Annotated in this window: 21 protein-coding genes and 1 tRNA gene; 21 read left to right on the forward strand and 1 reads right to left on the reverse strand. The window is 63.3% G+C overall.

Annotated elements, in window-relative coordinates; genetic code table 11:
• The first annotated feature begins 340 nt into the window (after positions 1 to 340).
• The 11 genes from pgi to tldD all read left to right on the forward strand — a co-directional run bounded on the left by pgi (position 341) and on the right by tldD (position 15,663).
• Entirely contained in the window at positions 341 to 1,966 is a 1,626-nt protein-coding gene (pgi, locus tag V3330_RS12535) for a glucose-6-phosphate isomerase (RefSeq protein WP_354695772.1), read from the forward strand.
• Between the two features lie 313 nt (positions 1,967 to 2,279).
• Complete coding sequence (gene leuS, locus V3330_RS12540) at positions 2,280 to 4,889, forward strand: leucine--tRNA ligase (RefSeq protein ID WP_354695773.1); 2,610 nt, start codon at positions 2,280 to 2,282, stop codon at positions 4,887 to 4,889.
• A gap of 10 nt (positions 4,890 to 4,899) precedes the next feature.
• The gene (locus V3330_RS12545) at positions 4,900 to 5,403 is read left to right on the forward strand and encodes an LPS-assembly lipoprotein LptE (protein WP_354695774.1); all 504 of its coding nucleotides are present in this window, start codon (positions 4,900 to 4,902) and stop codon (positions 5,401 to 5,403) included.
• Positions 5,404 to 5,415: 12 nt separating this feature from the next.
• The gene (holA, locus tag V3330_RS12550) at positions 5,416 to 6,450 is read left to right on the forward strand and encodes a DNA polymerase III subunit delta (RefSeq protein WP_354695775.1); all 1,035 of its coding nucleotides are present in this window, start codon (positions 5,416 to 5,418) and stop codon (positions 6,448 to 6,450) included.
• A gap of 24 nt (positions 6,451 to 6,474) precedes the next feature.
• Positions 6,475 to 7,119, forward strand: a complete 645-nt coding sequence (gene nadD / locus V3330_RS12555; RefSeq protein WP_354695776.1) for a nicotinate-nucleotide adenylyltransferase — start codon at positions 6,475 to 6,477, stop codon at positions 7,117 to 7,119.
• An 88-nt stretch (positions 7,120 to 7,207) separates the two neighbouring features.
• A complete protein-coding gene (rsfS, locus tag V3330_RS12560) occupies positions 7,208 to 7,588 on the forward strand; it encodes a ribosome silencing factor (RefSeq protein WP_354695777.1) in 381 nt (126 codons plus the stop codon).
• 15 nt (positions 7,589 to 7,603) lie between these two features.
• A complete protein-coding gene (gene rlmH, locus V3330_RS12565; protein WP_354695778.1) occupies positions 7,604 to 8,074 on the forward strand; it encodes a 23S rRNA (pseudouridine(1915)-N(3))-methyltransferase RlmH in 471 nt (156 codons plus the stop codon).
• Between the two features lie 14 nt (positions 8,075 to 8,088).
• Positions 8,089 to 8,688, forward strand: coding sequence for a Maf family protein (locus tag V3330_RS12570; RefSeq protein WP_354695779.1), 600 nt, complete (start codon positions 8,089 to 8,091; stop codon positions 8,686 to 8,688).
• 114 nt (positions 8,689 to 8,802) lie between these two features.
• Positions 8,803 to 10,269: a ribonuclease G gene (rng, locus tag V3330_RS12575; RefSeq protein WP_354695780.1), complete on the forward strand. Its 1,467-nt coding sequence runs from the start codon at positions 8,803 to 8,805 to the stop codon at positions 10,267 to 10,269.
• A gap of 33 nt (positions 10,270 to 10,302) precedes the next feature.
• Positions 10,303 to 14,151, forward strand: coding sequence for a YhdP family protein (locus V3330_RS12580; protein ID WP_354695781.1), 3,849 nt, complete (start codon positions 10,303 to 10,305; stop codon positions 14,149 to 14,151).
• Between the two features lie 72 nt (positions 14,152 to 14,223).
• Positions 14,224 to 15,663 carry a metalloprotease TldD gene (gene tldD, locus V3330_RS12585; protein WP_354695782.1) on the forward strand — a complete coding sequence of 480 codons (1,440 nt, stop codon included), beginning with the start codon at positions 14,224 to 14,226 and terminating at the stop codon, positions 15,661 to 15,663.
• A gap of 37 nt (positions 15,664 to 15,700) precedes the next feature.
• Here the strand turns inward: tldD and yjgA are convergent, their stop codons facing one another.
• Positions 15,701 to 16,258: a ribosome biogenesis factor YjgA gene (gene yjgA / locus V3330_RS12590; RefSeq protein WP_354695783.1), complete on the reverse strand. Its 558-nt coding sequence runs from the start codon at positions 16,256 to 16,258 to the stop codon at positions 15,701 to 15,703.
• Positions 16,259 to 16,302: 44 nt separating this feature from the next.
• On the opposite strand from yjgA, the gene pmbA reads away from it, so the two are divergent.
• From pmbA to V3330_RS12640, 10 genes are all read left to right on the forward strand, one after another.
• Positions 16,303 to 17,664, forward strand: a complete 1,362-nt coding sequence (gene pmbA, locus V3330_RS12595; RefSeq protein ID WP_354695784.1) for a metalloprotease PmbA — start codon at positions 16,303 to 16,305, stop codon at positions 17,662 to 17,664.
• Positions 17,661 to 18,449 (forward strand): hypothetical protein, encoded by a 789-nt coding sequence (locus tag V3330_RS12600; protein WP_354695785.1) that lies wholly within the window; start codon positions 17,661 to 17,663, stop codon positions 18,447 to 18,449. Before pmbA ends, V3330_RS12600 begins: the two co-directional genes overlap by 4 nt.
• 85 nt (positions 18,450 to 18,534) lie before the next feature.
• Complete coding sequence (gene tpiA / locus V3330_RS12605) at positions 18,535 to 19,287, forward strand: triose-phosphate isomerase (RefSeq protein ID WP_354695786.1); 753 nt, start codon at positions 18,535 to 18,537, stop codon at positions 19,285 to 19,287.
• Between the two features lie 37 nt (positions 19,288 to 19,324).
• Positions 19,325 to 19,792, forward strand: coding sequence for a preprotein translocase subunit SecG (gene secG, locus V3330_RS12610; RefSeq protein WP_354695787.1), 468 nt, complete (start codon positions 19,325 to 19,327; stop codon positions 19,790 to 19,792).
• Between the two features lie 15 nt (positions 19,793 to 19,807).
• Positions 19,808 to 19,892 (forward strand) — tRNA-Leu (locus V3330_RS12615).
• Between the two features lie 28 nt (positions 19,893 to 19,920).
• On the forward strand, positions 19,921 to 20,277 hold the full coding sequence (locus V3330_RS12620; protein ID WP_354695788.1) for an NADH-quinone oxidoreductase subunit A: 357 nt from the start codon (positions 19,921 to 19,923) through the stop codon (positions 20,275 to 20,277).
• Positions 20,278 to 20,369: 92 nt separating this feature from the next.
• Positions 20,370 to 20,801, forward strand: a complete 432-nt coding sequence (locus V3330_RS12625) for a NuoB/complex I 20 kDa subunit family protein (protein ID WP_435791828.1) — start codon at positions 20,370 to 20,372, stop codon at positions 20,799 to 20,801.
• Between the two features lie 4 nt (positions 20,802 to 20,805).
• Positions 20,806 to 21,546: an NADH-quinone oxidoreductase subunit C gene (locus V3330_RS12630; RefSeq protein WP_435791824.1), complete on the forward strand. Its 741-nt coding sequence runs from the start codon at positions 20,806 to 20,808 to the stop codon at positions 21,544 to 21,546.
• Between the two features lie 2 nt (positions 21,547 to 21,548).
• Complete coding sequence (locus V3330_RS12635) at positions 21,549 to 22,802, forward strand: NADH-quinone oxidoreductase subunit D (RefSeq protein ID WP_354695790.1); 1,254 nt, start codon at positions 21,549 to 21,551, stop codon at positions 22,800 to 22,802.
• Positions 22,802 to 23,314: an NADH-quinone oxidoreductase subunit NuoE gene (locus tag V3330_RS12640; protein ID WP_354695791.1), complete on the forward strand. Its 513-nt coding sequence runs from the start codon at positions 22,802 to 22,804 to the stop codon at positions 23,312 to 23,314. The genes V3330_RS12635 and V3330_RS12640 overlap by 1 nt, the downstream gene beginning before the upstream one ends.
• The last annotated feature ends 12 nt before the right edge of the window (positions 23,315 to 23,326 follow it).

A 23,326-nucleotide genomic window follows, 5' to 3' on the forward strand; every position in this document is an offset into this window, starting at 1 on the left:
AGCCCCGCGGGAGTTGCAATCAGTGCGGATAGTGGTATTATTACAACCAACCTTGGTAAAACTGCAACGTTTAGCAAGGTCGCAGGGCGCGAAAGACGGGTACATCACTCCAAAAGCCTGCCTCTCCCCTTCACGGGGAGAGGTTTTTTTTTGCCCTCGAAATCATGCCGCCCAGGTGCCTTCCGAAAGCGGCAAATCATTCCCGAACCCCCTGTAAAATGGCGCTTTTCGCACTTGCGGGATACATCCGTCACGGGTACGGTGATGCGGCCGCATGGCGGCTGGTCGGCGCGATCCCCGAGTCGCCGCGAAGGATTCCGCGTGAAAAGGCAGCCCAGATATGAACGAATCCCGAAATATCGCTGAAAAACTGCTTTTGTTGCGAAAAAGCAACAGTTTCCCGGTCGATCCGGGCAGGTTGTTGCGTTCGGACCCGGATCGGTTTCAACGGTTTTCCGCCCGGTTGCCGGGAATGCTGATGGACTACAGCCGCAACGCCGTTGACGACGCCGGCCTCGGAGTGCTGCACGAGTTGAGCGCCGCTTCGATTGCGCAGGCACGCCAGCGCATGTTCGAAGGCCGCCGAATCAACACGACCGAGGATCGTGCGGTGCTTCACCACGTGTGGCGCAGCCGTGATTTCGACGCCCTGCTGACGCCCGATGAGGCCCGGAATTGCCGCGACGGCATCCAACGGATGCGGTCAATCAGCAGTTCCCTGCACGCGGGCCATCTGCCCGGTCTTCCCGATGAACCGGTCCGCGACGTGGTTCACATCGGCATCGGCGGCTCGCTGCTGGGCCCGAAACTGCTGTGTGAGGCCTTTCCGCCGGCCGGCCCGACGCCCCGCGTGCATTTTCTCAGCTCGGTGGACGCCCTGGAACGTGAACAATTGCTGCCACGGCTCGAGGCCCGGACTACGGTTGTCGTTGTCGTATCCAAGAGTTTCTCCACCAGCGAGGTGCTGGCGCATGGCGAACGGCTGCGGGAATGGCAGACCGCATCGCTCGACGATTCCGCGGCGGAGCGCAGGCGTTTCGCGGTTACGGCCAATCCGGCGCGCGCGGAGTCTTTCGGCGTGCCGCGCTCCGGGATACTTCCCATGGGTGAATGGACGGGCGGACGGTTTTCGGTGTGGTCGCCGGTCGGATTGACGGCGGCGATCGCCATGGGGCCGGATGCCTTCGATCGCCTGTGCGAAGGCGGCGCGAGCATGGACCGCCATTTTCTGAATGAAAACCACCGGTCCAATCTACCGGTGCTGCACGGCTTGCTGGCTTGCTGGAACCGCAACGTCGGTGGTCTGGCGGGCCACGTCCTGGCGCCGTACGACAGTCGCCTGGCTGGCCTGCCTGCGTGGCTCCAACAGGTCAGCATGGAGTCCAATGGCAAGTCGGTGACGCATGCCGGGCGAACCGTGAATTACGGGACGTCACCGCTGGTGTTCGGGGCGTGCGGCACCGATGCGCAGCACGCCCTGTTTCAGGCCTTCCACCAGGGTACCGAGGTGGTTCCCGTCGACTTCATCGGTGTCGTGCGCCCGGATCACCCGGATGGCGATGCCCATACCCTGTTGCTGTCGCACCTGCTGGCGCAGGCGACGGCGTTGGCCCTGGGGCGGGATGCCGAAGAGGTTCGTGCCGCGATGGCCGATGGGGATGCCGGTTCGGCGCAGGCCGGGGCCCTGGTGCCTCATCGGGTGATGCCGGGGGGGCGGCCGTCCACGGTCTTGCTGCTCGATCGCCTGGTACCCGAGACTCTGGGGATGTTGCTGGTGTTGTACGAACACAGCGTGTTCGTGCAGAGCGTGATCTGGGACATCAATGCCTTCGATCAATGGGGGGTGGAACTGGGCAAGGAGTTGTGCGACCGGATCGTGCCGGCCCTGTCCGGGGAGACCGCGCCCGCGAATGATCTCGCCAGCCTCGCGGGACTGGTCGAGGAGATTCGGGATCGTTCCCGTTGAATTGTCAGGCTCCGGGTGCTTGCGAATCGGTGCGGTTCAGGGCGGATCAAGGCGGCGGCCGGGCGTTACCCGCGTCCGCGGATCGTCCCGGTTATGCCACGCAGAGGGATGCGCCATTGGCCCTTGCCGGTCCCGGCGGGTTTCGCTTCGGGCACGGTGTTCACCCCGCCCCGGGGTGGTCGGAATTCATGATGTGACGCTGATCGCCGCCCGCGAAGCTTTTTTCCGCGCGGGGGGTCAGTTAAGCTTCCGCATTCCGCAACCCCGGCTCCGGTAGTGCATGCCGGGCATGGCAACACAGAAGAATCGCTGCATGACCCTACCCGAATACCAGCCCCAGGAAATAGAGCCCCTAATCCAGCAGCGATGGGAGCGCGAACAGGCGTTTCTGGCTGACGAGGACGCAGCGGGTGAAAAGTACTACTGCCTGTCGATGTTGCCGTATCCGTCCGGCGCGCTGCACATGGGACATGTGCGCAACTACACCATCGGGGACGTGATCAGCCGCTTCCATCGAATGTGCGGCCGCAATGTGCTGCAACCCATGGGGTGGGACGCGTTCGGACTGCCGGCGGAGAATGCGGCCATCAAGAACAAGACGGCGCCAGCCGCGTGGACGTACGCCAACATCGAGCACATGCGCGATCAGCTCAGGCGCCTCGGGTTCGCTTACGACTGGACCCGCGAAGTGACGACCTGCAGGCCCGAATACTACCGATGGGAGCAGTTGATGTTCACGCGCCTGATGCGTCAGGGGCTGGCCTACCGGAAAGACGCCGAGGTCAACTGGGACCCGGTCGACCAGACCGTGTTGGCCAATGAGCAGGTGGTGGACGGCCGGGGATGGCGATCGGGCGCCGTGGTCGAGCGGAGGACGATTCCGCAATGGTTCCTGCGGATCACCGAGTACGCCGACGAACTGCTCGAAGGCCTGGATCGCCTGGAGGGCTGGCCCGATTCGGTCAAGACGATGCAGCGCAACTGGATCGGCCGTTCCGAAGGCGCCGAGTTTCGCATGGCGGTTTGTGACGCGGACGGGGCCCTCGACCCGGCCGGACATGAAGTGGCCGTGTTCACGACCCGGCCGGATACCGCATTCGGCATGACCTACGCCGTGCTGGCACCCGAGCACCCGCTGGTCGATCGGGTCACGACACCTGAACAGGCGGAGGCCGTTACCCGGTTCGTGGCCGATGCCGGTGCGGCTTCGGAGGCGGATCGCCTCGACGTCCAGGGCGGCATGGAAAAGCGCGGGGTATTCACCGGCGCCTACCTGCTCAATCCGTTTACCGGCAAGGCGGTCCCGCTGTACATCGCCGACTATGTATTGATGGCGTATGGCACAGGCGCCATCATGGCCGTACCCGGCCAGGACGAGCGCGACTGGGACTTTGCCCAGAGTCACGGCCTGCCAATCGTCCGTACGGTGCAACCGCCGGAAGACTGGGAAGGTGGCCCGTGGACCGAAGACGGTCCCGCCATCAACAGCGAATGGCTCAACGGGCTGGACGTCACCGAGGCGAAACAGAAAGCCATCGAGTGGCTGGAAGCGGAGGGTATTGGTGAGCGGCGCGTGAATTTTCGCCTGCGCGACTGGGGCGTGAGCCGCCAGCGCTACTGGGGTTGCCCGATACCGGTCATTTACTGCCCTGAATGCGGGGCCGTTCCCGTGCCGGAAGCGGATCTGCCGGTCGTGCTTCCCGAAGACGTCCGGTTCATGGGGGTGCAGTCGCCGATCAAAGCCGACCCGGAGTGGCGTAAAACGACCTGCCCCGAATGTGGAGCCGCCGCCGAGCGGGAAACCGATACCTTCGACACGTTCATGGAATCGTCCTGGTACTACGCGCGTTACTGCAGTCCCGACGCCGAGGCGCAACTGGACGAACGTGCGCGCTACTGGCTTCCGGTCGATCAGTACATCGGCGGCATCGAGCACGCGATCCTGCATCTGATGTATTTCCGCTTCTATCACCGCCTGATGCGCGATGCCGGTCTGGTGGACGGGGATGAACCGGCGACGAACCTGCTGTGCCAGGGCATGGTGGTCGCGGATACGTTCTTTCGGGAAGATCCGGACGGTGAAATTCACTGGATCAATCCCGCCGACATCGACATCGAGCGCGACGACAAGGGACAGGTGAGCGGTGCCGTGCACCGCGGTGACGGCCAGCCGGTCCAGATCGGCGCCGTCGAGAAGATGTCGAAGTCCAAGAACAACGGAATCGATCCACAGGGCCTGGTTGATCGTTATGGCGCCGATACCGTGCGCCTGTTCTCGATGTTCGCGGCACCGCCTGACCAGTCCCTGGAATGGTCGGAATCCGGCGTGGAAGGGGCGTCCCGTTTCCTGCGCCGCCTGTGGAACCAGGTGAATGCCCATGCGGCGTGCGGTGTGGCTGAGGGGCTTGATCCGGAAGCGCTGAACGATCAGCAGCGTGAAATACGCCGGCGGGTACACGATGCCATCGCCAAGGTGAGCGACGACATTCGCCGCCGCTATACTTTCAATACCGCGATCGCGGCCGTCATGGAACTGTGCAATCACCTGGCCCGGTTTGAAGATTCGAGCCCCAACGGCCGCGCCGTGATGCAGGAAGCCTGGGAAGCGGTGGTTCGCCTGCTCAACCCGATTACGCCGCATATCTGCGAGGTATTGTGGCAAACCCTGGGTCACCAGGGACCGCTGTGTTCCACGTCCTGGCCCGAAGTGGACGACGCCGCGCGGGTACGACAGCAGGTTACCCTGGTGGTGCAGGTCAATGGCAAGGTCCGGGGGCGGGTCGAGGTCCCTCCGGGGCTGGATGAGGCCGCGGCGCGCGAGCGTGCGCTGGCCGAGGAGAATGTGCAACGGCATGTTGACGGAAAAACCGTGCGCAAGGTCATTCATGTGCCCGACAAGCTGCTCAACATCGTGGTGGCCTGATGCGGCGGCCATGAGGCAGAGACTGTTCACGTTACTGCTGGCAGGCCTTGCGGCCGTGCTGCTCAGCGCCTGCGGATTTCAGCTGCGGGGCAAGGCGGAGTTGCCGCCCGAAATGGCCCAGACCCATCTGGTGATCGACGATCGCTACAGTCCCTTCGCGCGGCGTGTCCGGGTATTGCTGGAACAGGCGGGTGTGAACCTGGTTGGCCTCAACGAGGCCGCCGCGGTTCTCGAAATACCGCGAAATGACGTGCGCACCGAAGTCCTGACCATTGGAGACAATGCGCGCGTGCGCGAGTATCGCATCAGCCACACCGTGCAATTCCGCCTGCTGAGGGCGGATGGGGCCGAACTCATTCCCCTGCAGACCATCCGCCAGACCCGCGACATCAGTTTCGATGAGCAGCAGATTCTGGCGGTCTCTCGCGAGCAGGAGTACGTCAAGCAGGATCTGGCCAACACTTTGTCGCGGCTTTTGTTGTCCCGCCTCGAAGTCGTGGGCAGCCAGACCTGATATCGTGCCGGCATGAACCTGCGTCCGGACCGCCTCAAGGCCGCTCTTGAAAAAGGGCTGGCGCCGGTTTATCTGATCGCCGGTTCGGAGCCACTGATCGTCGAGGAATGCCGGGATGCCGTGCTGGCCGCGGGGCAGCGGCAGGGATTCACCGAACGAACGGTGCATCATGTCGATGCGCGTTTCGACTGGGACACCCTCGAAAGCGAGGCAATGGAGCAGTCGCTGTTCGCTTCGCGCAAAATCGTCGACGTCCGGCTGCCGACCGGCAAGCCCGGCAAAGAGGGCGGAAAACAGTTTGTGCAGTGGGCCGAACGGCCCGATCCGGACCGGCTACTGCTGATCAGCAGTGGCGCGTGGGACGGCGCAACCCGCAAGACCAAGTGGGCGAGTACGCTCGCTGCGGCAGGAGTCCTGGTCGAAATCTGGCCGGTACGGCCCCATCAGATGCCGGAATGGGTGGAAAAACGGATGCGGTCACAGGGTCTGAGCCCCGATCGTGAGGCGGTGACGTTGCTCGCCGAGCATGTCGAGGGCAATCTGCTGGCCGCCCGGCAGGAGGTCGAAAAACTCGCCCTGCTGCATCCCGGCGGCGAGATCCGGGCGGAACAGGTGCGCGATGCGGTCAGCAACAATGCACGCTTCGACGCATTCCGGCTGATTGACTGCCTGCTGGCGGGCCGGGCTTCCGAAGCGCTGCGCGTGGCGGACGGCCTTCGACGCACGGGCGTTCCGATCCAGATGGTGGCCGGAGCCCTGTATTACCAGTTCGCCATGCTGGCCGGGGTGGGTGAAGCCCTGGGCGAAGGCGAGAACGAAGCGCGGGCATTCGGGCGGTTTCGGGTTTTCAAGATGCAACAACCGTTGGTGCGGAAGGCGCTGCAGCGGCTCGGTCCGACGCGGTTGGGTCGTGCGTTCAGTGCCCTCAGCCGGGTGGACCTGCAGAGCAAGGGGCAGGCCGGGGGGGATTCGTGGAACACCCTCGATCACCTGATCGTGGACTTCTGTGCACCGCGGGGTGCGGGCCGTGCCGGTCTGGCGGGCTGACACCGGACCGGGCGCGATTCGATCATGATCGGCATTTTTGGCGGAACCTTCGATCCCGTGCATTACGGCCACCTGCGAGCTGCCGTAGAGGCGCGCGAGCGGCTGGGGCTCAATCATGTGCGCCTGCTCCCGGCCGGTGAACCGCCTCATCGCAGCGGCACGTTTGCATCGGCCGGGCATCGTCTGGAGATGCTGCGTGCCGCGGTTGAGGGGCGCACCGATCTCAAGGTGGATGATCGCGAGGTCCGTCGGGCCGGCCGGTCGTACATGTCGGATACGCTGACCGAATTGCGCGCCGAGGCGGGAGATACGGCGCTGCTTCTGATGATTGGTCAGGATGCGGCCAATGCCCTCGACAGCTGGCATGACTGGCGTCGCCTGTTCGAGCTGGCCCATATCGTGATCATGCGGCGGCCGGATGCCGTGCATGCCTGTTCGGAGCGGCTGGCCGCCGAAATCGGCCCGCGCCGGGTGCAGGGTCCGGAGGACCTCCGGCAGCGGCCCGCCGGGTACGTGCTGCCGCTGGAAGTCACCCAACTGGCGATTTCCTCCACCGGAATTCGCGAAATGATCGCCGCCGGCCGGTCTCCTGCGTTTTTGCTGCCCGATGCCGTCATCGACCATATAGATCGGAGCGGAAACTACCGTGAGGGCGTGGCCCGGTCATGATCAGGCCCAGGTATTCCGCTTCCCTGTTTTGCGGCATCGCGTGGGAAAGGATAGAATTTCAGCTACTCAATCAGAGGTATTCCTGCTTTTGACCGATCAACTCGCCTCGGGCGGATCAACCACCGAACTCCGGCACGTTGTGCTCAGTGCGCTGGAGGACTTCAAAGCCTTCGACATTCAGGAAATCGACGTGTCCGATCAGAACCCGCTGACGGACCATTTCGTCATTGCCTCCGGAAATTCCAGCCGACACGTGAAGTCGATGGCGGAAAATCTGGTCATGCGCGTCAAGGCGGCCGGTTTTCAACCGCTGGGCGTGGAGGGCGAAAAACAGGCCGAGTGGGTGCTGGTGGATCTGAACGACATCATCGTACACCTGATGCAGCCCAAGACCCGCGCGTTCTACAACCTGGAAAAACTCTGGGAAGCCAGTTCCGCACGCCGCAGCAATGCGGCGGCTCCGGCCTGAGCGCATTCAGGTCTCATGCGATTGCGCGTCGTTGCAATCGGCCAGCGCATGCCCGCCTGGGTGCAGCAGGGCTGGAAAGAGTACGCGGGGCGAATGCCACGCAATCTCCCGCTGGAACTGCGTGAAATCCCGGCTGGCCGGCGGACCCGCCAGGCCGACGTCGGGGCGATCCGCGAGCGTGAGTGTGCCGCGCTGATCGATGCGGCGGCAGCGCCGGGTCCGGTCGTCGTGCTGGACGAGACCGGCCTCCAGTGGACCACCGCCGACCTTTCCCGTCAGCTGGCTGACTGGATGCAGTTCGGTGACGACATCCACTTTCTGATCGGCGGGCCTGATGGTCTGAATCAGGAAACGCGCGACCGGGCAGACCGGGTCTGGTCACTGGGCAAACTCACCCTGCCGCACCCGATGGTGCGCCTGATTCTGGCCGAACAGATTTACCGCGCCTGGACAATACTGCAGAACCATCCCTATCACCGAGCCTGAATCCGGAGGTACGAATGAAGAACCCCTCCCTGATCCTCGCATCGGCATCGCCGCGGCGCCGGGATCTGCTGAACCAGTTGGGAATCGCGCACCGGGTCGAGCCGGCCGATATCGATGAAACGCCTTATCCGGGGGAGCCGCCGGCCGACTACGTGATCCGCATGGCGACCGAGAAGGCCGAAGCCGTACGCTCGAGATTTGACGGGTACGGTGGCATTCTGGCAGCGGACACCACGGTGGTGCTCGATGGTTCGATGCTCGGAAAACCGGCGGATGAAACCGAGGCAGCCGGCATGCTGCACCGGCTTTCGGGGCGGACCCACGAAGTCATGTCGGCCGTGGCCCTGCTCACCCCCGATGGGAAATCACGTTCGGCCCTGAATGTTTCCCGCGTTGCGTTCGCACCGCTCGATGACGAATGGATCCGGGCGTACTGCGCGACAGGAGAGCCGTTGGACAAAGCCGGGGCCTACGGTGTGCAGGGCCGGGCCGCCGCTCGAATTCGGCACCTGGAGGGCAGTTTCCACTGCGTCATGGGACTGCCCCTGTACGAAACTACCGGGTTGCTGCACGCAGCGGGATGGGATCTGCGGCCGGGTGTCAATCCCGAATGAGGTTCGACCGGCCGAGCCGGTGCTATTCTACGGAAGCTCTGATCGATAACGCGCGGAGCGCGGACACGGGCCCATTGACCGGGCTGGCCCGGCCCGATTTCCGAAACTGATCCCTTGAACGAAGAAATACTGATCAATGCCACACCTTCCGAGACCCGCGTCGCGCTGGTCGAAGGCGGGATGCTGCAGGAAGTCTGGCTGGAGCGCCTCGGCCGGAACGGCCTGATCGGCCGTATATTCAAAGGCCGGGTATCGCGAGTTCTGCCGGGTTTGCAGGCGGCGTTCGTGGATATCGGCCTGGAACGCACTGCGTTCCTGCATGCCATGGACATGACGCGTCCGGATCCGGGTGAGTCCGAGGGGGAGGCCGGGACGCCTCTGATTGCCGATCTCCTGCGCGCCGGTGACGAGGTCATCGTCCAGGTCATCAAGGACCCCATGGGCAGCAAGGGCGCGCGCCTGACGGCCAACATCAGCATTCCATCGCGGTTTCTCGTGCTGCTGCCCGATGCCTGGAACATCGGCGTGTCCATGCGGATCGAAGACGAGTCGGAGCGTGCCCGCCTCAAGGAACTGGTGACCCTCCTTCGTGACGACGACTCCAGGCACGGATACATCGTGCGCACCAACGCAGAAGGCGTGAACGACTTCGCGCTGTCGGCAGACATGGCCTACCTGAGAAAAGTGTGGCAGGCGGTGCGCGAGCGCACCGCGGGAGTTGCGGCACCGGGTGTCATTTACGAGGAGTTGTCACTTCCGTTGCGCGCCCTGCGCGACATGATGCACGGCAACGTCGATCGCGTGCGGATCGACGATGCCGAGGTATTGGACCAGTCGCGCGCCTTCGCCCGGAGCTTCATTCCCGACTGGCTCGATCGCATCGAGGCCTATACCGGCGAACGCCCCATCTTCGACCTGTTCGGCATCGAGGATGAAATCGATACGGCGCTGGGCCGGGAGGTTCCACTCAAATCGGGCGGTTACCTGGTATTCGACCAGACCGAAGCAATGACGACCATCGACATCAATACCGGTGGTTTCGTGGGCAGTCGGACCCAGGAAGAAACCATCTACAAGACCAACCTCGAAGCCACCCAGGCAATTGCGCGCCAGTTGCGGTTGAGGAACCTCGGCGGGATCATCATCATCGATTTCATCGACATGTCGGACGAAGAACACCGCCGGCAGGTGATGCGCTCGCTGAAACGCGCGCTCGAACGCGATCACGCCAAGACCAGTGTTTCCGAACTCACCGCGTTGGGCCTGGTCGAAATGACACGTAAACGCACCACGGAAAGCCTGGAACGCCGACTGTGCGAAACCTGTCCCATGTGCGCCGGCCGCGGAACGATCAAGAGCGTCGAGACCGTCTGCCTGGAAATATTCCGGGAAATCATGCGGTCAGGACGGCAGTTCGAGGCCAGCAAGCTGATGGTTCTCGCATCGCCCGGCGTGGTCGAGCAGATTCTCGATGAACAATCCGGCGCCGTGGCCGAACTCGAAGAACTGATTGGCAAGACCATCCGATTCCAGACCGAAGACCAGTATCAGCAGGAGCAGTTCGATGTCGTGCTGCTTTGAACAGTGGCGCGGATGGCGCGCGGGACTGGCGCAATGACCCTGCTACGCACGGTGTTGCGCCGGGCGCGCACACTGTTATGGACCGCATTTTCAATCGTGATCATCCTGGCTGCGGTTCTGGTCGGGATCGGCAAGTTGCTGATGCCGTACAGCGAGCGGTACCAGCCGCAACTGGAGGCCTGGCTGTCCGAGGAGTTCGGACAACCTGTGGTGCTGGACGGATTCAGCGGGGAATGGAATGCCTTCGGACCCCGGTTGAGGCTGAGCGGCATGCACCTCAAGTCGCCGCGGGGGCAGACCACGGAACTCACCATCGATTCAGCGGCGCTGGACCTGAAGCCGTTGAATGCTCTTCTGCCGGGCCGTGCCTGGTACAACTTTCTGGTGATCGGCGCCGATTTCACCTTGATCGGAGGCCAGGATGGCGGTTTCCGGCTTTCCGGACTGCGTTCCGGAAACGACCGCGCCGAACCCGCGGCCTCGCCCCTGCGCAACCTCGTCGGCATCGGTGAACTGGTGCTGGAAGATTCACGGCTTGAATACCGGCATCCCGAAGCGGGCGTGCGCGTCCTTTTGACGGGCATCGATGCCGTGGTCGAGATGCAGGATGAAGCCGTGGCCCTGTCACTGAACGCTGATTTGTCGGATGAGGCGACCGGCCGGGTTTACGGTGAACTCGAAGGCGGTGCGCTGCTGACCCTCGACGCGGACGGGGGGCTGGCCGAGGCGCGATGGCATTTGAGCGCCCAGGACCTGATGCTCGATGTCCTGCACGGTCGCCTGCCTGACAGCCGGTTCATTCCCTATCAGGGGTTGCTGAACGGGGAGTTCTGGGGCGATTGGCTGGTTGATCGCCCGCTGGTGGTCCGTGGGGTTGGAGATCTGCGCAACGGCCGCCTGGAGCACTCCACCGGCGTTATCGAGGTCGATCATGCCAATGCCCGGCTGGGGTGGACCTACGGCGGACGCGGCGATTGGCGGTTGGACCTCCATGAGCTGAGCCTGGACGATGGCGTATCCGCGTGGACCGCCCCTGATATCACCCTGGCCCGGGATCTGAGCCGTGACGTGGGCTTGTGGATCAGTGCGGACATCCTTCCGCTCGATGTTTCGCTGCGGCTGGCGCGCGACGTCCTGGCGCTTTACGGAACGCCATGGCCCGATTTCCTGCCGGGTTCGGCGGAAGGCCGGATTTCCGATCTCGACCTGGTTCTCGACTCCAGTTGGCGCCTGCGCGCGGCATTCGGCCAGGCACGGGATGCCGGTGTGCGGGACTGGAGCCGTTGGCCAACGCTGTCCGGCATCGATGCCGATATTGATCTTTCCGGTGGGCACGGGGTCATCGACCTCCACGCCAGGGAACTGCTCATCGACTGGCCGCGCATGTTCGCCAACCCGCTGCGGTTCAGTATGCCATCCTGCCAGGCGGGCCTCGATGTACGTGAAGGCTGGCAGATTGCGCTGGAAGGCTGTTCCTGGATCAACGACGACCTGGCGATGGAGGGCGGAATCGTGTTGAGCGGCAACACGGGCCGGCCTGCGGTCGATGCCAACTTCCATGTCACCCGTGGGCGTATCGACCGGTTCGACGGGTACTGGCCACTGGCGATTCTGAAGCCGAAAGTTCTGGACTGGCTGCGGCGCAGCCTGGTCGGCGGGGAAATCGAAGACGGGCGGTTCCAGATCCACGGCGACATGGATGACTGGCCGTTTCGTAACCGCCGCGGACGGTTCGAGGCGATTGCGAAGGTCCGCAATGCGACCCTCGATTACCGGCCGGGATGGCCTCGAGCCGAATCCCTGGACGCGACAGTGTATTTCGAGGGTCCGTCGATGCGCGTCGAGACGGATGCGGTACGGGTCGGGGGAGTCCCCGTCAGTCAGGCCTCGGCCAGCATCGCGGATTTCAAGCAAGCCCGTTTGATGGTGGACTATGCGGCCGAGAGCGATCTGTCCGATCTTGTCGGCTACCTGCGCGACTCGCCGATACTGGGTGAATCGGATGAGGTGCTGGATCGGTTTGCATTCTCGGGACCGGCGTCGGTCACGGGATCATTGTCGATGCCGCTGGGCACCACGCCGGGAGAATTCACCCTGGACGGCCGCGGTTCGGTGCGACAGGCCGCATTCGCTGACCCGGATTCCGGCGTGGAACTGCGCGGTCTCACTGGCTCCTTCACTTACGACCGTTGGGGAATGTTCGCGCGGGAGCTTGCCGCCGAGTATCGTGAGGCTCCCGCCGTAGTGCAGGTGTCGGCGGATGCCCGGCCCGATGCGCCGGAACATTTTCGCGCCGATTTGACGGGCCGCTTCGAGGCGGACACGGTCATTCCGGATTTTCTGCGGGAATTGCCGCCGCTGCAGGAAATCAGCGGCAGGGCGCGATGGCTGGCTTCGGTGGTCGTTCCGCCCGCTACGGAATCGGGGTCCGCTGTACCCTGGCTGGAAGTCTCCTCGGATCTCGTGGGCATGGATTTGACCTTGCCGGATCCGTTGCGCAAACCGCCGGCCGACGCGCAGGCCTTTCACCTGCGGTATCCACTGGCGGGTAACAGCCGCATGCTCGAGCTGGATCTCGCGGGCCGGGCAGCCGGTGCACTGGAGATTCGTATGGCCGGGCAGGGCGAACCGGCCCAGGCCGAAATCCAACGTGCCGTCGTGGCGCTGGGTCAGACCCCGGCGGCCTTGCCACCGCCCGGGTTTCTGCGGGTGCAGGGTAATCCGGAAAGCCTGGATCTGGACGGCTGGACCGACCTGGTGACCGAACTATTGGGTGATGAAGCCAGTCTCGGCAGCCTCACGCTCGAGCGCTTTGAAATCGAAGCGGGTGAAATACGGTTTCTGGATCGCCTCTTCGCCGATGTGGGCATGACCCTGATGGTCAATCCCGGGGATATCCGGGCCGAATTCAGCTCCGAAGGGATCAACGGTCACGTTCTTTACACGCCGTCGCCCCGGGGCGGCAGTCTGACCGCGGAGTTCGACCGTCTCGTGCTCGACCGGCCCGTCACCGAGGGCATCTCGATGCGCTCGGATCCGAGCGAACTGCCGGAGTTGCACCTGTATGCCCGGTCCTTTCGCTATGCCGATATCGAAATGGGCGAGACCCGTATCGAGGCCTACCCGACAGCGGCGGGTTTCCATTTCGAAAAGGTGGAAGCCGAATCCGATTCCCTGAATTTGCGGGCAACCGGTGACTGGCTGGCGGACGAAGCGGGTCCACGTTCCGATTTTCGCATCCTGGTCACCACCGAATCACTTGGTGAATTTCTCGAGTCGGTGGACATCAGTTCATCGCTGGAAGGGGGGCAGACCGTGTTGCGTTTCAATGCCTGGTGGCCTGGCTCGCCGGCCGCCTTCGCATTGTCGCGCCTCAACGGCGAGGTTGAATTTTCCGTCACGCGGGGCCAGATCACCAATGCAAGCGCGGGTGGCGGACGACTGCTGGGGCTGCTGAGCGTACAGGCTCTGCCGCGCAGGTTGTCGCTGGATTTTCGTGACGTCTTCGACTCCGGCTTCGACTTCGAAGAAGCCCATGGCACGTTTCGCATGGAGAATGGCATGGCGATCACGGACGACGTGGAACTGGCGTCGTCGGCGGCAAAAATCAGCCTGCGTGGCAGTACGGATCTCGTGGCGCAGCGTTACGACCAGATCATGACCGTGAAGCCGGGCGTCGGCAATACTCTGCCGGTGCTGGGCGCCATTGCCGGCGGGCCGGGTGGCGCCGCGGCCGGGCTGGCCCTGCAGGGGCTGCTGCACGACGAGCTGGGTGAAGCCACCCAGGTGAAATACACGATTACGGGAAGCTGGGAGCAGCCCAGCATCGAGCCGGTACTGGAAGACACGGAAGCGACCGAGCCCGCCGCTGACGGACCGTAGGCGCCGCCGAATCGAGCGGGGACGACAACGACAAGGCGTCGCAGACAGCGGCTGCCAGAGGATGGTGCAAGCGTGAACGCAATCGATTTGGCTGAAAAACAGTTGCTGGAGCCGGGTGGCCTGGACCGCAATGCGCTGGAGCGCGTACTCGCCGACCTGATGGGGCCGGCTGTGGAATCCGGCGACCTTTATTTTCAGGCATCCAGTCATGAGTCGTGGTCGCTGGAAGACGGGCGGGTGCGCAACGCCTCGCATTCGGTCGAGAAAGGCGTGGGAATCCGGGCCATCAGCGGAGACCGTACCGGCTTCGCCTACGCCGATGAAATCGTCATGCCCTCCCTGCTGCAGGCGTCGGCCGCGGCGCGGGCCATCGCCGACCAGGGTCAGCGCGCCAGTGTGCAGGCCTGGCGCCGCTCGGGTACCGAAGCACTCTACCTTCCCGACGATCCCATGGACGCCATGACGGCCGAGGAGAAGGTGGACCTGCTGCGGCAGGTGGATACCTATGCCCGTTCCCGCGACCCGCGGGTCAACCAGGTGATGGTCAGCCTGGCAGCGACCCACGAAACCATTCTGGTGGCTGCCGCGGACGGCACCCTGGCCGCCGACGTGCGGCCGCTGGTGCGGCTCAGCGTTACGGTCATCGCGGAGCAGGGCAAACGGCGCGAGCAGGGCAGCGACGGCGGAGGTGGGCGATTTTCCTATGCCGAACTGATCCGGAATGAAGCGTGGCGTGCATTCGCCGACGAAGCCGTGCGGCAGGCTCTGACCAATCTGGAGGCCGATCCCGCGCCGGCCGGCACGATGACCGTGGTGCTGGGGCCGGGGTGGCCCGGTGTGCTGCTGCATGAAGCCGTCGGGCACGGACTGGAGGGGGACTTCAACCGCAAGGGAACGTCGGCCTATACCGGCATGATCGGCGAGAAAGTGGCCGCGGACGGCGTCACCATCGTCGATGACGGAACCCTGCCGAAGCGGCGGGGCTCCCTCACCGTGGATGACGAAGGCACGCCGACCACCCAGACCGTGTTGATCGAGAACGGTGTGCTGAGGGCCTATATGCAGGACAAGATGAATGCCGGCCTGATGAACATGCCGGTAACCGGTAACGGGCGGCGGGAATCCTTTGCCCATCTGCCCATGCCGCGCATGACCAATACGTTCATGCTGGCCGGTCCACACGATCCCCAGGAGATCATCGCTTCGGTCGATCGGGGTCTTTACGCGGTGAATTTCGCCGGTGGCCAGGTCGACATCACATCCGGGCGTTTCGTGTTTTCGGCCAGCGAGGCTTACCTCATCGAGAACGGAAGGGTCACGCGGCCGGTGCGTGGCGCGACCCTGATCGGAAACGGCCCGGACGCGATGAAGCGGGTTTCCATGGTGGGCAGCGACCTGGCGCTGGACGCTGGAATCGGCGTCTGCGGCAAGGACGGGCAGAGCGTGCCGGTCGGTGTCGGCCAGCCCACGCTCAGAATCGACGGTCTGACCGTGGGCGGCACCGAAGCATGACGGCAGAATCCCGGGAGTTTAGGGGGTGGGCCGTCATTCAGTCCGGGTCGGAGTGTGGCAGGGCCTCGGACGTGTCCAGATCCAGCAGTAAACGGAACAGCCGCCGTGCCGCCGCCGGTGGCTTTCCGGCCGCGGCTTCGCGGGTTGCCGCGCGAATGCATTGGCGAAGTGCCTGGGACTCCATGCCCGGACGTTGCTCCAGCAATTCGGACAGGGCCGCATCGCCATCGCGCAGCAGCCGGTCGCGCCAGCCCTCGGCCCGGTGGTGGCGCGCCACGCCCCGGCGGGCTTCGTTGCGCATGTCGTCCAGGGCTTCGGTAATGGGGTCCGTGTCGTCACGGCGCAGGAGCTTGGCGAGGTATTGCAGCTGCCGCTTGCGCGCGACATGGGACCGGATCGCACGCGTCTCACGAACAGCATCACGGATGGCATCGTCCAGGGGCACCCGCTCCAACCGGGAATCGTTCAAGTCAACCAGTTCCCGGGCAAGCTCCAGCACGGCGCGGGCTGCGCGCTTGCGCTGGCTTTTGCTGATGTCCCCGTTTGTGATTTCTGCGGGGTTGCCGGATGGCTCCGGACCCTGATGTTTGGACATCGGATGCTCCCGTCGGTGTCGTGCCGGAAAAAAGGCCTGGAAAAATGAAAGACTCGAACATGGTAGAACAGGATCGCATCGACCGCGAGGCTGAACTCGATACGTTGCAGACTCATGTCGAACATGCGTTGGCGCGCGCCACCCGGGGCGGTGCGACCGCGGCAGAGGTGTCGGCTCACGGCAGTCAGGGGCTGGCCGTCAGCGTGCGCAAGGGTGAAGTCGAAACCCTCGAACACATGCGGGATCGCTCCGTCAGCATTACCGTCTACCTGGGCCGGTGCAAGGGGCATGCGACCTGTGCCGATCTGGAGCGCGAATCCATTGATACCTGCGTCGACCGGGCCCTGGACATTGCCCGCTACACCCAGGAGGACCCCTGTAACGGGCTGGCGGATGCCGCCCTGATGGCGGATTCGTTTCCGGACCTGGATCTGTGGCACCCCGCTGAACTGGATGCGCGCGCCGCCATCGAGCGGGCGCTGGCCTGCGAAGCGGCGGGCCGCGACGTCGCCGGGATCACCAATTCCGAAGGGGCGAATTTCGAAGCGGGCCTGGGCTTGTCGGTGTATGGAAATTCGCATGGGTTCATCGGGCGCAGCGCCGGCACCCGCTTCAGCCAGAGTTGCGTGCTGGTCGCCGGCGCCGGCGATGGCATGCAGCGCGATTACAGCTATGACAGCCGAAGAAATCTCGCAGATCTGGAGCCGGTCGAGGAAACCGGTGCCGAGGCAGCGCGGAGAACGCTGGCGCGTCTCGGTGCGCGCCAGTTACCCACCGGCCACATGCCGGTGCTGCTGTCCGCCGAGGTGGCCAAGGGTTTTATCGGACACCTGGTCGGCGCCATCTCGGGGTCCACGCTGTATCGCAATGCCTCGTTTCTGAAGGATTGCGCCGGAGAGCGCCTGTTTCCGGAGTGGATGCACATCGCCGAGCGGCCGCGTTTGCCGCGTGGGGCCGGCAGCGCCGTTTTCGATTCTGAAGGCGTGGCCACCCGGGCGCGCGACATCGTGTCCGGCGGTGTGTTGCAGGGTTATGTGCTCTCGAGTTATTCGGCACGCCGACTCGGCCTGGAGACGACCGGTAACGCCGGTGGTGTGCGAAACCTGCTGGTCGAACCGGGAGGGCGGGGCGGGGACGATCCAGTCTCCGGCATGCAAGACGGTTTCTACGTCACCGAGGTAATGGGTCAGGGCGTGAGCCTGGTCACCGGGGACTATTCGCGGGGCGCTTCCGGCTTTCGCGTCGAAAACGGTCGCATCGGCCATGCCGTCGAGGAAGTGACCATCGCGGGCAACCTGCGGGACCTTTTTCTGGCCATCGAAGGCGTGAGCCGGCGATTGGATACCCGCGGCAATATCCACACGGGTGACCTGTTGATCGGACGCATGATGGTGGCCGGTTCGTGAGTCTTTTCAAGCTGATCAGGATTGTCATCCTGCTCAGCATTCTGTTTGTGATGGTCGTGGGCGCATGGCTGGCTGAGGGTCGGCTGGCCCGATGGGAGCGCCCGATCTGGATCACGGTCTATCCGGTCATGGCCAGTGGCGATGCCGAGACCGAGGATTACGCGGCCCGCCTGGACGCCAGTGCTTTCCAGGAAATCAACGCGTTTCTGGATCGGGAACTGGCTCTGTACGGGGTTCAGCTGACGCCGCCGGTTCACTTCCAGATCGCGCCGGTTAGCCACGAAATTCCACCCACGTTGCCGGATCAGAACGAACCGGCGCGGATTGCCATCTGGAGTCTGAAGATGCGCTGGTGGGCCTGGCGGCGACAGCACCAGGATGGGCTGATCGACTCCGACATCCAGATGTTCGTTCTCTATCACAAGGTGGGCGGCCACAGCGAGATCAACATGTCCGTGGGCATGCGCAAGGGGATGTACGGTGTGGTCAAGGCCTATGCCGGCCGGCAACACGAGTCTCGCAACCAGGTGGTCATCGCGCACGAACTGCTGCATGTTCTCGGGGCGACGGACAAATACGTACTCTCCACCGGCAATCCGGAATATCCTTTCGGTTACGCCGAGCCCGACAAAAAGCCGCTCTTTCCGCAGACCCTGGCGGAAATCATGGGAGGACGAATTCCGTTGAGCGCCTTCGATGCCGTGATGCCGGACTCATTGCGCGATTGCCGAATCGGCCAGCAAACCGCAGAAGAAATCGGGCTGTTCGACCAATTGGTGGACTGATCTCCCGGGCAATCCGGTTCTGCCGGAACCTTGCGATGCCGCGGCCCGGTGAGTATGCTACCGCGCCGTTTGCGAGGAGGTTTCGATGCGCAGGATTCTGGTTGCTGGAAACTGGAAAATGCACGGTTCACTGGCCATGGTCGATGAATTGATCAGCGCCCTGGTGTCCGGCTCGTCCACTGATGAATCCGCCGATCTGGCGGTGTTTCCTCCGTTCCCCTATCTCGATCGCGTGCGGAACCTGTTGCAGGACACTGGCATCGCCTGGGGCGGCCAGACCCTGAACCCGGTTGCGCAAGGCGCCTACACGGGTGAGGTGTCAGCCTCGATGCTGCTGGATCTGGGCTGTTCAATGGTGCTGGTTGGCCATTCGGAACGGCGTGCCCTGTTCGGGGAATCGGATGAGGACGTCGCGGTTCGTTTCGACGCGGCCCACAAGTCGGGTCTCCAACCCGTGCTGTGCGTCGGGGAAACCCTGGAGGAGCGCGAAGCGGGCATTACCGAGCAGGTGGTCGGCCGTCAGATCGATGCGGTCATCGGACGCTACGGCATTCAGGCGTTCGCCCAAGCCATCGTCGCCTACGAACCGGTGTGGGCCATCGGCACCGGAAAGACGGCCAGCCCGGATCAGGCTCAGGCAGTTCATGCATTCATACGTGACAAACTGTCCGGGGCCGATGGTATAATTGGCGGTCAAATACGAATTTTGTACGGCGGCAGTGTGAATGGCTCCAATGCCGCCGATTTATTTGCCCAGGACGACATCGACGGCGGGTTGGTCGGTGGCGCGTCATTGAAGGCCGGGGAGTTTCTGGCCATTCGCGACGCCGCCCGTTGAACTCCCTCCAAGCCGGCCGGGCCGGAAAGGAAAAGACATGCAGGTCTTGAATATTATTCACGTATTGATCGCCATCGCGATGGTCGCGCTGGTGCTGGTGCAGCGCGGCGCGGGTGCCACGGCGGGTGCGGCTTTCGGCAGCGGTGCTTCCGGCACCGTGTTCGGGTCGCGTGGCGCCGGTAATTTCCTGACGCGATCCACCTGGATTCTGGCCACCCTGTTTTGTGCCATCAGCCTGACGATGGCCGTGGTGGTTTCGCGCACTTCCGCCACTCCGGAAACGGATCTCGGCGTAGTCTCCGAAGCGCCGGCTCCGGCCGCGGCGCAGCCAGCGGACGATTCGTCCGCAATCGACGCGGGGCAGACCGATCTTCCGGCGCTCGAAGTATCCGGAGAGCCGGCCATCGACGCCGCCTCCGAAGATCTGCCGGCGTTCGATGGCACGACCGTCGTTCCGGACGAAGAGACCTCCGGGGCGTCCGGCACCTCGGCCGACGACTCCTGATAGTACGCATTGCAGGCCCAAGTGGTGGAATTGGTAGACACGCTATCTTGAGGGGGTAGTGGCGCAAGCCGTGCCGGTTCGAGTCCGGCCTTGGGCACCATCTTTACTGACGACGGATTCACAAGCGCATGCTCGCAGAGTATTTTCCGGTTCTGGTTTTCATCGCGATATCGGCGGTGATCGGCGTCGTGTTGCTGTCCGTCGGCGGCCTGCTCGGCCCGAGGCGGCCGGACAGCGAAAAACTTTCGCCCTATGAATGCGGATTCGAGGCATTCGAAGACACCCGCACCCGGTTCGATGTCCGTTACTACCTGGTCGCCATCCTGTTCATTATTTTCGACCTGGAAATCGCGTTCTTCATCCCCTGGGCCCTGGTGCTCGACCAGTTGGGCACGACCGGGCTGGTCGTCATGAGCATATTCGTGTTCGAACTGGTGATCGGATTCTTCTTCCTGTGGAAGAAAGGAGCCTTGGAATGGGAATGATGAACCCGGTGCCGGTCGCCGATGTCGACGACATCCTGCGGCCGGGTGCGGATGAGAATCCACTGCTCGATCGCGGTGTGGTGACCACGTCGATGGATGCCCTGATCAACTGGGCCCGTACCGGTTCGATGTGGCCGATGACTTTCGGTCTGGCGTGTTGCGCGGTCGAAATGATGCAGGCAGGCGCTTCACGTTACGACCTGGATCGCTACGGTGTGATATTCCGTCCGAGCCCGAGACAGTCCGATGTCATGATCGTCGCCGGCACCCTGTGTAACAAGATGGCACCGGCCCTGCGCAAGGTCTATGACCAGATGCCGGATCCCAAGTGGGTGATTTCGATGGGGTCCTGCGCCAACGGCGGTGGCTACTATCATTACTCCTACGCGGTGACGCGGGGTTGCGACCGCATCGTCCCGGTGGATGTCTATGTTCCGGGTTGCCCACCCTCCGCGGAGGCGCTGGTGTACGGCATTTTGCAGTTGCAGGCCAAAATCCGCCGCACCAATACGATCGCCAGGTAATCCCATGACCGACATACCCAAAACCCTGGCGGAACAGTTTTCCGGCCATTTCGGTGATCGTGTGACCCCGTGCGGAATGCATCGCGGTATTGCGACGGTCGAGGTTTCGGCGGACAACTGGATCGAGGTGTGCCGGGCTCTGCGCGACGAACCGGACTTCGCTTTCGCGCAATTGACCGATCTGTGCGGCGTGGACTACCTGGGATACGGCCAGGACGAGTGGGAAACGACGGATGCGACGGTCGAGGGTTTCAGTCGCGGCGTGGAAGGTCTGGGACCCGGGCGATTTTCCTGGTCCGAGCGTCCGGAAGCCGACCATGTCGAACACCGGTTCGCCGTGGTGATCCACCTGTTGTCGTTCACGCACAATCGCCGGTTGCGGGTGCGCTGTTTCGCACCGGATGAAGGCCTGCCGATTCTGCCGTCCCTGGTCGATATCTGGAGTTCCGCCAATTGGTGTGAACGCGAAGCCTTTGATTTGTATGGCATCGTGTTTGAAGGCCATCCCGACCTGCGCCGGATACTGACGGACTACGGCTTTACCGGCCATCCGTTCCGCAAGGACTTCCCGCTCATCGGCAATGTCACCGTGCGTTACGACTCCGAGCGCAGACGGGTGGTCTACGAGCCGGTCGAAATCGAACCGCGCGTGCTGGTGCCGCGTGTCCGGCGCAGCGATTCCCGTTACAAAACCGATGACATCGACGCGGCCGCGGGCGCCGAGGCCGACGGACAGGTGAACTGAACATGTCCGAGATTCACAATTACACGATGAACTTCGGGCCGCAGCACCCGGCGGCGCACGGTGTGCTCCGGCTGGTGCTGGAAATGGATGGCGAGACCGTCGTGCGCGCCGACCCTCACGTCGGGCTGTTGCACCGCGCCACTGAAAAGCTGGCCGAGAGCAAGCCGTTCAACCAGTCCATTGGTTACATGGACCGGCTCGACTACGTGTCGATGATGTGCAATGAGCATGCCTATGTGCGGGCCATCGAACAATTGCTCGGAATTCAGCCGCCGGACCGGGCGCTGTGGATTCGCACGATGTTCGACGAACTGACCCGGTTTTCGAACCACCTGATGTGGATCGGATCAGCGGCGCTGGACCTGGGTGCCATGACTGTATTTCTGTACGCCTTCCGCGAGCGGGAGATGGTCATGGACATGTACGAGGCGGTTTCCGGCGCGCGCATGCATGCCACCTACTACCGCCCCGGAGGGGTTTATCGCGATCTGCCCGAGCAAATGCCCAAATACCAGGAATCGCGCTGGACCAAGGGCAAGGCGTTGCAACGAAAGAATGAATGGCGCGACGGCTCGCTGCTGGATTTCATCGAAGCGTTCGTCCGAGACGTACCGGCACGGATTGATGAATACGAAGCCCTGTTGACCGAAAACCGGATCTGGAAGCAGCGCACCGTGAACATCGGCGTGGTTTCGCCGGAACGGGCCGTGCAGATGGGTTTCAGCGGCCCGATGCTGCGCGGATCGGGGGTCGAATGGGATTTGCGCAAGAAACAGCCCTACGCGAAATACGACGAGGTCGACTTCGACATACCGGTCGGGGTCAATGGTGACAGCTATGACCGCTACCTTGTCCGGGTCGAGGAGATGCGACAGAGTGCCAAAATCATTCTGCAGTGCGTCGAATGGCTGCGGGCGAATCCCGGAACGGTCATGTTGCGGAATTTCAAGGTCGTCCCGCCGACGCGCGAGGAAATGAAGGACGACATGGAAGCGCTGATCCATCACTTCAAACTGTTCACCGAAGGTTATTGCGTGCCGGCCGGAGAGACTTACGCGGCGGTTGAGGCACCCAAAGGTGAGTTCGGTTGCTACCTGGTGTCTGATGGCGCGAACAAGCCGTTCCGCGTTCATTTGCGGGCCCCCGGCTTCGCCCATCTGTCGGGGTTCGACGAAATGGCGAGCGGCCATATGCTGGCTGATGCCGTGGCTGTCATCAGCACGTTGGACCTGGTGTTCGGTGAGGTGGATCGCTGATGGCCAGGACGTCCGACACGGTCGAAGGAGTCGAAATGCTGGAGCCGACAACCCGCGAGCGCATCGATCACTGGGTCGCGAAATTTCCTGCTGATCAGAAACGCTCCGCGCTGATTCAGGCATTGATGGCCACCCAGGACCAGAATGGCGGCTGGCTGACGCGCGAACTGATCGAGGCCACGGCCGATTACCTGGACCTGCCACGGGTCTGGGCGCACGAGGTTGCTTCGTTTTATTCGATGTTTTTTCTCGAGCCCGTGGGCCGGCACAAGGTCAACCTGTGCACGAACATATCCTGCTGGCTCAACGGCGCCGAAGACCTTCAGGCCCACATGGAAAGCAAGCTGGGCGTCAAGCTCGGGGAGACGACCCCTGACGGACGGATCACCCTGGTGCGCGAGGAAGAATGCCTGGCGGCGTGTTGCGGTGCGCCGATGATGGTCGTCGACGGCCATTACCACGAGAATCTGGATGCGCAGAAGGTCGACGCCATCCTGGACGCACTGGACTGAGCGGGGGCGAAG

The organism is Elongatibacter sediminis, assembly GCF_037892215.1.
Taxonomy (GTDB): Bacteria; Pseudomonadota; Gammaproteobacteria; order Xanthomonadales; family SZUA-36; genus Elongatibacter; species Elongatibacter sediminis.